Source organism: Agromyces binzhouensis (assembly GCF_004135055.1).
GTDB classification, from domain to species: domain Bacteria; phylum Actinomycetota; class Actinomycetes; order Actinomycetales; family Microbacteriaceae; genus Agromyces; species Agromyces binzhouensis.
Window position 1 is genome coordinate 1 of the sequence record NZ_SDPL01000108.1, and the last position, 8,366, is coordinate 8,366.

Genomic DNA, 8,366 nt, shown 5'->3' on the forward strand with positions numbered 1-8,366 from the left:
GACCCCTGCGCGAGCCCGTCCGCACGCGCGGCGATCCGGCGCCTGACGCCGACCTCCGTCGTCGCGCGCCACGCGCGTCACCGCGCGGATGGCGACGGTCGCGTCCGGGTCAGCGGCCGGTCGACTCGCGCACGACGAGTTCGGGTTGGAACTGCACCTGCTCGGGCGCGAAGTCGGACCCGTCGCGTGCCTCACGGAGCAGGAGGTCGACCGCGGTGTAGCCGATGAGCCACGCGGGCTGCCTGATCGACGACAGCGGCACGACGGACGCCTGCGCGAAGTCGATGTCGTCGTAGCCGATGAGCGCGATGTCGCCCGGAACGCGCAGGTCGCCGAGCATGATGAGCGCCTGCAGCACGCCGACGGCGAGCAGGTCGTTCGCGCAGAAGATCGCGTCGGGCCGGTGCTCGGGCGCACGGTCGCGGATCGCCTCGCCCGCTGCGCGGCCCTCGAGCACGGTCGTGCCCGAGGTCTCGACGACCTCGAGCGTCACGCCGGGTGTCTCTGCAGCGGCGCGGCGCGCGCCCTCGAGGCGGTCGGCGACCTGGCGGATCGACGAGGGCCCGCCGACGAACGCGATGCGGCGGCGGCCGGACTCGACGAGGTGCCGCACGGCCATCGCCCCGCCCACGACGTCGTCGACCGCGACCGACGAGAAGCTCCGGTCGGGCGCCTCCCGGTCGACGAGCACGACGGGCACCCCGCGCGAGCGCGCGCGTTCGAGGCGCGGCAGGTCGTCGGAGCGGGGCGAGATCAGCACGCCGTGCACGCGCTGCTCCTCGAAGAGGTCGAGGTAGGCGCGCTCGCGGTCGGGGTTGTCGTCGCTGTTGCCGAGGAGGATGGTCATCCCGTCCTCGGCCGCGCGGTCCTCCGCGCCGCGCGCGACGTCGGTGAAGAAGGGGTTGCGCACGTCGAGCACGACGAGGCCGATCGAGCGGCTTCGCCCCGCGCGCAACTGGCGGGCGGCGTCGTTTCGGACGAAGCCGAGCTCGTCGATCGCCGCGAGCACGCGCGCGACGGTGTCGGGCGCGACCTTCTCGGGCCGGTTGAGCACGTTCGAGACGGTGCCGACCGAGACGGATGCCGCTGCCGCGACCTCGCGCACGCTGACTGCCATCGGACTCCCCTCCGCGTCGGAGTCTACGAGGCGTGCGCGGAAGTCATGCGGGCAAGCGCATTCCACTTGCGCGCTCCGTGAAGGTGATCTATCTTTGAAACGATTCACGATGAACGGAGGGCTCGACGATGAGCACTGGCACCGCGCAGCGGGTCTGCTTCCAGCTGCAGGTCGACCCCGCTCGCCTCGACGAGTACCGAGAACGCCACGCCGCGGTCTGGCCCGACATGCTCCGGGCCATCGAGGCATCCGGTCGACGCAACTACTCGCTCTTCCTCCGCGAGGACGGCCTCCTCATCGGCTACTACGAGGTCGATGACGACGACGCGGCCCAGGCCGCCCTCGCGGACGACCCGCGCACCGCGCCGTGGGAGGCCGAGATGGCCGAGTTCTTCGTCGCGCTCGACGGGGCACGCCCCGACCAGGGCGCCCCCCGACTTCCCGAGGTGTTCCACCTCGAAGACCAGCTCGCCGCGCTCGACCGCGACGCGGCATCCGTCACCACCCGCAGAGAAAGCAGCGACTCGTGAGCACCATTCCGCAGACCGTCCTCGACCAGCTGGAGCTCCAGGCGATCGAACTGCCGAGCTGGGCGTTCGGCAACTCGGGCACCCGCTTCAAGGTGTTCGGCACCCCGGGCACGCCCCGCGACCCCTACGAGAAGATCGCGGATGCCGCGCAGGTCAACTCCTACACGAAGCTCGCTCCGACCGTGGCCCTGCACATCCCGTGGGACAAGGTCGACGACTACGACGACCTGCGCGCCCACGCGGAGGGCCTCGGCGTCTCGCTCGGCACGATCAACTCGAACACGTTCCAGGACGACGACTACAAGTTCGGCGCCCTCACCCACGAGGACGCCGCCGTCCGGCAGAAGGCGATCGACCACCACCTCGAGTGCATCGACATCATGCACGCCACCGGCAGCCGCGACCTCAAGATCTGGCTCGCCGAGGGCTCGAACTACCCGGGCCAGGCCGACCTCCGCGGCCGCCAGGACCGCCTGCAGGAGTCCCTCCGGACGATCTACGACCGCCTCGGCGACGAGCAGCGGCTCGTGCTCGAGTACAAGTTCTTCGAGCCGGCGTTCTACCACACCGACGTTCCGGACTGGGGCACCAGCTACGCCCAGGTCGCGGCGCTCGGCGACAAGGCGATGGTGTGCCTCGACACGGGCCACCATGCGCCCGGCACGAACATCGAGTTCATCGTCATGCAGTTGCTGCGCCTCGGGAAGCTCGGCTCGTTCGACTTCAACAGCCGCTTCTACGCCGACGACGACCTCATCGTCGGCGCGGCCGACCCGTTCCAGCTGTTCCGCATCGTCTACGAGGTCGCCCGCGGCGGCGGCCTCAACCACCCGGATGTGGCCTTCATGCTCGACCAGTGCCACAACGTCGAGGACAAGATCCCCGGCCAGATCCGCTCGGTGCTGAACGTCCAGGAGATGACCGCCCGCGCCCTGCTCGTCGACACCGACGCGCTGCGAGCCGCGCAGGTCTCGGGCGACGTGCTCGAGGCGAACCGCATCTTCATGGACGCCTTCTACACCGACGTGCGGCCCGCCCTCGCGGAATGGCGCGAGTCGCGCGGCCTGGCGGCCGACCCGATGGCCGCGTTCGCCGAGTCCGGCTACCTCGCGAAGATCGCCGAGGAGCGCGTCGGCGGCGTGCAGGCCGGCTGGGGCGCCTGACCCCGCCCCCGAGACGGTCGCGGATGCCGGGTGATGCCCCGGCCCCGGCATCCGCGAACCACCCCCGACCACCAGCGCACCCGAGAGGACGACGCGATCATGACCACGCCGTACGATTCCGCGGACGGACTCGTTCGCGTCTACCCCGCAGACGCCCCGGGCGCCGGCACGACGCCCGCCCTCGTCTGGGCGCACGGCGGCGGATTCGTCGCGGGCGACCTCGACATGCCCGAGGCCGACTGGGTCGCGCGCGCGTTCGCCGCACGCGGTGTCACGGTCGTCTCGATCGACTATCTGCTCGCGGGCGGCGGATGCCGCTATCCCGACCCGTCCGACGACGTGCTCGCCGCGTGGCGCTGGACCTCCGCCCACGCCGCGCACCTCGGCATCGACGCCGCGCGCATCGTGGCCGGCGGCGCGAGCGCAGGGGGCAACCTCACGGCGGGCGCCGTGCTCCGGGCGCTCGACGGCGCCGCACCGGTCCCGGCGGGCGTCTTCCTCGCCTACCCGACGCTCCTCGCCGTGCAGCCGGCACCGGATGCCGCGCTCCGGGCGATGCTCGACCAGAACCCAGCCGCCGACCGCTTCGGGCCCGCACGCGTGCGCGCCATGTACGAGGACTACCTCGGCGGGCCCGTCGAGGACGCACCGCTCCCCGCCGTGCCGGGCCGCGCCATGCCGCACGACGTCACGGGCTTCCCGCCCGTGCTGATGGTCAACGGCGAGGCGGACGAGCTCCGCGTCTCGGGCGAGGCCTTCGCGGCCACGCTCGTCGCCGCCGGCGTGCCCGTCATGCTCGTCACGGAGCCCGGCACCGAGCACGGTCACCTCAACCGGCCCGACGAGCCCGCGGCATCCGCCACCGTCGACCGTGCCGTCGGCTGGATCGGCGACCTGTCCGCGACGCGCGCGCGAACGGCGGCAGCGACCGTCGCCCCCGACCACCCCTGACCACCGCATCCCATCGAAGGAATCCCCTCATGACGAACCCGGCAGCTGCCGACCTCATCGCGCGGTCGAACCGCCTCGGCGCCGACCCGAAGAACACGAACTACGCCGGCGGCAACACCTCCGCCAAGGGCACCGACACCGACCCGGTCACGGGCGAGCCCGTCGAGCTGCTGTGGGTCAAGGGATCCGGCGGCGACCTCGGCACGCTGGAGGAGCGGGGTCTCGCGGTCCTCCGCCTCGATCGCATGCGCGCGCTCGTGGACACCTACCCGGGCGTCGACCGCGAGGACGAGATGGTCGCCGCGTTCGACTACTGCCTGCACGGCAAGGGCGGCGCGGCCCCGTCGATCGACACCGCGATGCACGGCCTCGTCGACGCCGCGCACGTCGACCACCTGCACCCCGACGCGGGCATCGCGATCGCGACCGCGGCCGACGGCGAGGAGCTCACCGCGAAGGCGTTCGGCGACAAGGTCGTCTGGGTGCCGTGGCGTCGCCCGGGCTTCCAGCTGGGCCTCGACATCGCCGAGATCAAGACGCAGAACCCGCAGGCGGTCGGCTGCATCCTCGGCGGCCACGGCATCACCGCGTGGGGCGACACATCGGAGGAGTCCGAGGCCAACTCGCTGTGGATCATCGACACCGCCGCGGCGTACATCGCCGAGCACGGCGCGGAGGCGCCGTTCGGCGGCGTCCGAAGCGGGTTCGAGGCGCTCCCCGAGGCCGAGCGGCACGCGCGTGCCGCCGCGCTCGCGCCCACGATCCGCGGCCTCGCCTCGACCGACAGGCCGATGGTCGGCCACTACACCGACTCCGACGTCGTGCTCGACTTCCTCGCCGCCGAGCGGGCGCCCGAGCTCGCCGCCCTCGGCACGAGCTGCCCCGACCACTTCCTGCGCACCAAGGTCAAGCCGATGATCCTCGACCTGCCCGCCACGGCGAGCGTCGAGGAGCAGCTCGCCCGCCTGCGGGAGCTGCACGCCGAGTACCGCGACGACTACCGGGCGTACTACGACGCGCACGCGACCGAGGACTCCCCCGCGATCCGCGGCGCCGACCCGCTCATCGTGCTCGTGCCGGGCGTCGGCATGTTCAGCTACGGCGCGAACAAGCAGACCGCGCGCGTGGCCGGCGAGTTCTACGTCAACGCGATCAACGTCATGCGCGGCGCCGAGGCGCTCTCGACCTACACCCCGATCTCCGACGCCGAGAAGTTCCGGATCGAGTACTGGGCGCTGGAGGAGGCCAAGCTCCAGCGGATGCCCAAGCCCAAGACCCACCAGGGCCGGATCGCGTTCGTGACCGGCGCAGCCTCCGGCATCGGCAAGGCCATCGCGACCCGGCTCGCGGCCGAGGGCGCGTGCGTCGTGGTCGCCGACCTCGACCTCGGGAAGGCGCAGTCCGCCGCGGCCGAGCTCGGCGGCACCGACGTCGCGATCGGCGTCGCCGCGAACGTCGCCGACGCCGAGGGCGTGCAGGCTGCGATCGACGCGACCGTGCTCGCGTTCGGCGGCATCGACCTCGTCGTGAACAACGCGGGCCTCTCGCTCTCCAAGCCGCTGCTCGAGACCACCGAGCAGGATTGGGACCTGCAGCACGACGTGATGGCGAAGGGCTCCTTCCTCGTGTCGAAGGCCGCCGCGAAGGCGCTCGTCGAACAGCAGATGGGCGGCGACGTCATCTACATCTCCTCGAAGAACTCGGTGTTCGCCGGCCCGAACAACATCGCGTACTCGGCGACCAAGGCCGACCAGGCCCACCAGGTGCGACTGCTCGCGGTCGAGCTCGGCGAGCACGGCGTGCGCGTCAACGGCATCAACCCCGACGGCGTCGTGCGCGGCTCCGGGATCTTCGCCGCGGGCTGGGGCGCGAACCGCGCCGCGACCTACGGCGTCGAGGAGAAGGATCTCGGCAAGTTCTACGCGCAGCGCACCATCCTGAAGCGCGAGGTCGTCCCCGAGAACGTCGCCGACGCGGTCTACGTGCTGACCGGCCCCGAGCTCAGCCGCACCACGGGCCTGCACATCCCGGTCGACTCCGGCGTCGCCGCGGCCTTCCTCCGATGAGCAAGCGCGGGGGCGCCGTCGCCGCGGTCGACCTCGGCGCGACGAGCGGGCGGGTCATCGTCGGGCGCGTCGACCAGTCCGCCGGTCGGCTCGAGCTCGACCAGGTCGCCCGGTTCCCCAACCGCCCGGTGCGCATGGCGTCGGGCCTGCACTGGGACCTCACGGGCCTGTACCGCGACCTGGCGAGCGGCCTCGCCGACGCGTTCCGTCGCGAGCCCTCGGTCGCCTCCATCGGGGTCGACTCGTGGGCGGTCGACTACGGCCTGCTCCGCGGCGGGCGCCTGCTCGGCGAGCCGTTCCACTACCGGGACGCCCGGAACGACGCGGCGGTCGAGTCCGTGCACGCGACCGTGCCGTTCGCCGAGCTGTACCGGAGGAACGGCCTGCAGTTCCTGCCGTTCAACACCGTGTACCAGCTCGCTGCCGAACGGGCGGGCGGATGGCTCGACCTCGCCGACTCGCTCCTGCTGGTGCCCGACCTCATCGGGTTCGAGCTCACGGGCACCCGCGTCGCCGAGCGCACGAACGCCTCCACGACCGGGCTCGTCGAGGTCGCGACGGGTGAGTGGGACGACGAGCTCATCGCGCAGCTCGGGCTCCCGGCATCCGTGTTCGCACCCCTCGTCGACCCGGGGACCCCGCTCGGAGCGCTCCGCGCCGACGTCGCGGCGGACCTGGGCGCGCCTGCGGGCATCGAGGTGGTCGCCGTGGGATCGCACGACACCGCGTCGGCGGTCGTCGCGGTGCCGATGCGGGCCGAGTCGGCGGCCTACATCTCGTGCGGCACGTGGGGGCTCGTCGGCGTCGAGCTCGAACACCCCGTGACGACGGATGCCGCGCGCGAGGCGAACTTCACGAACGAGGGCGGCGTCGACGGGCGCGTGCGGTTCCTGCACAACGTCATGGGACTCTGGCTGCTGTCGGAGTCGGTGCGATGGTGGGAGCGCGACGGCGAACGGGTCGAGCTTCCGGGGCTGCTCGCGGCCGCGGCATCCGTCACCGGCGAGGTCGCGGTGTTCGACGCGAACGACCCGCGATTCCTCGCTCCCGGGGACCTGCCCGGACGCATCGCCGAGTGGTGCGTCGAGCACGACGTGCCCGTGCCGCAGAGCCGCGCGGAGTTCGCCCGCTCCATCGTCGAGAGCCTCGCGGAGGCCTTCGCGGACGCCGTGCGGACCGCCTCCGTCCTGTCGGGCGTCGACATCGCGACGATCCACGTCGTCGGGGGCGGCGCGCTCAACGAGCTGCTCTGCCAGCGCACGGCCGACCGCGCCGGGATCCCGGTGCTCGCAGGGCCGGTCGAGGCGACCGCGATCGGCAACGTGCTCGTCCAGGCGCGTGCGCAGGGCTTCGCAGCCGGCGACCTCGAGTCCCTCCGAGCGCTCGTCGCGCAGGCGTTCGCGCCCCGCCGACACGAGCCCGCGGCGCGCTGAGGACGGCCGGGCGGAGTCAGTGACCGTGGGCGAGCTGCTGCAGGCCGACGACGGCGAGGCCCAGCAGCGCGAGCATGCCGAGCCCGATGAGCTGTTCCCACCAGGTCAGGCGGGTCCGGCGCACCGCGACGTAGCCGATGAGCGCGAGCGTGACGATGTAGACGATCGACGCCGCCGTGAGCGCGCCCTGGAGCTCGAACACTCCGAGCACGGCGAGGACCAGCAGGATCAGCGGGATGGACGCCGACCCCAGCGCGGACCCGGCGACGCGGCCCATCCGCGCGAGTTCCCGTCCACGCGGGAAGTCGGCGTGCACGACCAGGTGGGAGACGACGTCGGCGACGAAGCCCGCAGCGGTGATCGCGACGATGCCGACCAGCAGCGTCAGGGTCGCTCGTCCGGCGGAGATGTGGTCGGCGTTCTCGTGCTGCACGAGCACGATCGCGAGGCCGGTGAAGGTCGCGTAGACCCGCTCCTTGAGCGCCTCGGCCATCTCCTCGATCGGCGGGTCGTCGGGCCCGCGGCGTCGACGCCGCAGGCCTCGCGGCGCGGCCCGGTCGGTGGTCCCCGCGGGATCCGGCTCGTCCATGCCGGCCATCGTAGCGACCGTGCGGTGCTCGTCGCGCGCACCGTGCGCGCCCGGGACGAGCCGTTGCCGTGAACGACGCCGACGCTGGAAGGATCGAGGCATGACCGACCACGCGAACCTCCTCGTCACCGTGCCCGGCGCGACCCTCCGCCGCGCGCTCGAGCGGACTCCCGGCGGCGTGCCCGACGGCGTCGACCTGGTCGAGTGGGACATGGCCGGTCCGCCGCCGCCGGAGGCGTCCGGCCGCCGGATCGGCATCGCGGTCCCGCCCTACATGGGCGCCTCGGCGCGACTCGGCGTGCTCGACGGGCTCGACGTCGGGCTCGTGCAGTCCCAGTCGATCGGGTACGACGACGTGCCCGACGCGCTGCCGGCCGGACACGTGTTCGCGAACGCGGCATCCGTGCACGAGACCTCGACGGCCGAGCTCGCGGTCGGGCTCGCGATCGCGGCGCAGCGCGGCATCCCCGACTTCGTGCGCGCGGCCGACGAGGGCCGCTGGGCGCCCGCCCGGCAC

Annotated in this window: 8 protein-coding genes; 6 read left to right on the forward strand and 2 right to left on the reverse strand. The window is 72.7% G+C overall.

Going from position 1 to position 8,366, the window contains the following annotated elements:
• Window positions 1–109: 109 nt before the first annotated feature.
• Window positions 110–1,117 carry a LacI family DNA-binding transcriptional regulator gene (locus ESO86_RS07390; protein WP_129234323.1) on the reverse strand — a complete coding sequence of 336 codons (1,008 nt, stop codon included), beginning with the start codon at window positions 1,115–1,117 and terminating at the stop codon, window positions 110–112.
• A 128-nt stretch (window positions 1,118–1,245) separates the two neighbouring features.
• On the opposite strand from ESO86_RS07390, the gene ESO86_RS07395 reads away from it, so the two are divergent.
• From ESO86_RS07395 to ESO86_RS07415, 5 genes are all read left to right on the forward strand, one after another.
• Window positions 1,246–1,647, forward strand: a complete 402-nt coding sequence (locus ESO86_RS07395; protein ID WP_129234324.1) for an L-rhamnose mutarotase — start codon at window positions 1,246–1,248, stop codon at window positions 1,645–1,647.
• A 5-nt stretch (window positions 1,648–1,652) separates the two neighbouring features.
• Window positions 1,653–2,810, forward strand: coding sequence for an L-rhamnose isomerase (gene rhaI / locus ESO86_RS07400; protein WP_422836481.1), 1,158 nt, complete (start codon window positions 1,653–1,655; stop codon window positions 2,808–2,810).
• Window positions 2,811–2,909: 99 nt separating this feature from the next.
• A complete protein-coding gene (locus tag ESO86_RS07405; protein ID WP_129234326.1) occupies window positions 2,910–3,761 on the forward strand; it encodes an alpha/beta hydrolase in 852 nt (283 codons plus the stop codon).
• A gap of 29 nt (window positions 3,762–3,790) precedes the next feature.
• The gene (locus ESO86_RS07410) at window positions 3,791–5,827 is read left to right on the forward strand and encodes a bifunctional aldolase/short-chain dehydrogenase (protein WP_129234327.1); all 2,037 of its coding nucleotides are present in this window, start codon (window positions 3,791–3,793) and stop codon (window positions 5,825–5,827) included.
• Window positions 5,824–7,260 (forward strand): rhamnulokinase, encoded by a 1,437-nt coding sequence (locus ESO86_RS07415; RefSeq protein WP_129234328.1) that lies wholly within the window; start codon window positions 5,824–5,826, stop codon window positions 7,258–7,260. Before ESO86_RS07410 ends, ESO86_RS07415 begins: the two co-directional genes overlap by 4 nt.
• Window positions 7,261–7,276: 16 nt before the next feature.
• Here ESO86_RS07415 and ESO86_RS07420 read toward each other — a convergent pair whose 3' ends face one another.
• On the reverse strand, window positions 7,277–7,849 hold the full coding sequence (locus ESO86_RS07420) for a hypothetical protein (RefSeq protein ID WP_129234329.1): 573 nt from the start codon (window positions 7,847–7,849) through the stop codon (window positions 7,277–7,279).
• 100 nt (window positions 7,850–7,949) lie between these two features.
• On the opposite strand from ESO86_RS07420, the gene ESO86_RS07425 reads away from it, so the two are divergent.
• The coding region (locus ESO86_RS07425) for a Rossmann-fold NAD(P)-binding domain-containing protein (RefSeq protein ID WP_479722780.1) at window positions 7,950–8,366 on the forward strand (417 nt) is incomplete at its 3' end.

Bases quoted from the DNA above. Each gene is read 5' to 3' on its own strand.
- ESO86_RS07390 (WP_129234323.1), bottom strand. From the start codon at position 1,117: ATGGCAGTCAGCGTGCGCGAGGTCGCGGCAGCGGCATCCGTCTCGGTC.
- ESO86_RS07395 (WP_129234324.1), top strand. From the start codon at position 1,246: ATGAGCACTGGCACCGCGCAGCGGGTCTGCTTCCAGCTGCAGGTCGAC.
- ESO86_RS07405 (WP_129234326.1), top strand. From the start codon at position 2,910: ATGACCACGCCGTACGATTCCGCGGACGGACTCGTTCGCGTCTACCCC.
- ESO86_RS07410 (WP_129234327.1), top strand. From the start codon at position 3,791: ATGACGAACCCGGCAGCTGCCGACCTCATCGCGCGGTCGAACCGCCTC.
- ESO86_RS07415 (WP_129234328.1), top strand. From the start codon at position 5,824: ATGAGCAAGCGCGGGGGCGCCGTCGCCGCGGTCGACCTCGGCGCGACG.
- ESO86_RS07420 (WP_129234329.1), bottom strand. From the start codon at position 7,849: ATGGACGAGCCGGATCCCGCGGGGACCACCGACCGGGCCGCGCCGCGA.